1 protein-coding gene is annotated in these 787 nt (G+C 75.7%); it reads left to right on the top strand.

Annotated features, from left to right (window positions below):
- On the top strand, positions 1–765 hold a 765-nt coding region (locus tag AC2W7A_RS13025; RefSeq protein WP_485991694.1), incomplete at its 5' end, for a PASTA domain-containing protein.
- Positions 766–787: the final 22 nt, after the last annotated feature.

The raw sequence follows: 787 nt of genomic DNA, 5'->3' as shown, positions 1-787 counted from the left end.
CAGCGCCGCCGCGCGGCCCAGCGCCCCGACGCTGGACGTGGGCCGGGGCGAACGGGACGCACGCTGGCCACCGGGGCCGCCGTGACGCTGCTGCTCACCGGCATGGCGATCCTGCTGGGCTGGACCCTCGGAGCAGGCAATGTCCCGTTCTCCGGGGCGTCGTCCACGGTGCCGGACCTCGGCGGCACAGATCGGGAGACGGCCGTGGCCCGTCTCCACGAGGCAGGTCTGCAGGTGGACGTCTCGAACCGCCACGACGAGGTCTACTCGGCCGGTGCCGTCGTCGCGACCGTCCCCGCCCCGGGCACCGAGGTCCGGTCCGGAGACCGGGTGGAGCTCACCGTCTCGGCGGGCCCTGCTCCCGTGCTGGCCCCGGACCTGGTCGGGCGGGATGCGGTCGACGCGCGGCTGGCGGCCCGGGACGCAGGCCTGCTGACACGGGTCGAGCAGTCGCGGCATGATCGCGAGGTCCCGGAGGGACAGGTCATCTCCCAGGTGCCCGCCCCCGGGGCGACGACGACTCGGAACTCGGTCGTGCGGCTGACGGTGTCCGAGGGCCCCCGTCAGGTGGCCGTGCCGGACGTACAGGGCCTGACCCTCGATGAGGCCCGCGCCCGGGCCGCAGAGGCGGGCCTGCGTCTGGAGGTCGAGACCATCCCCGGCGGCGGGTTCTTCGGGCTGCGCGAGCCGCGCATCGCGGGGCAGCAGCCGGGGCCCGGCAGGACGCTGGACGAGGACTCGGTCTTCCGCGCCCGCGCCTTCTGACGCGTCCGGGCCGAAGCCACGG

The organism is Micrococcus sp. LASM2_SD2 (genome assembly GCF_057364565.1).
The sequence above is the reverse complement of the archived record's forward strand: the minus strand, read 5'-3'. Positions and strand labels throughout refer to the sequence as shown.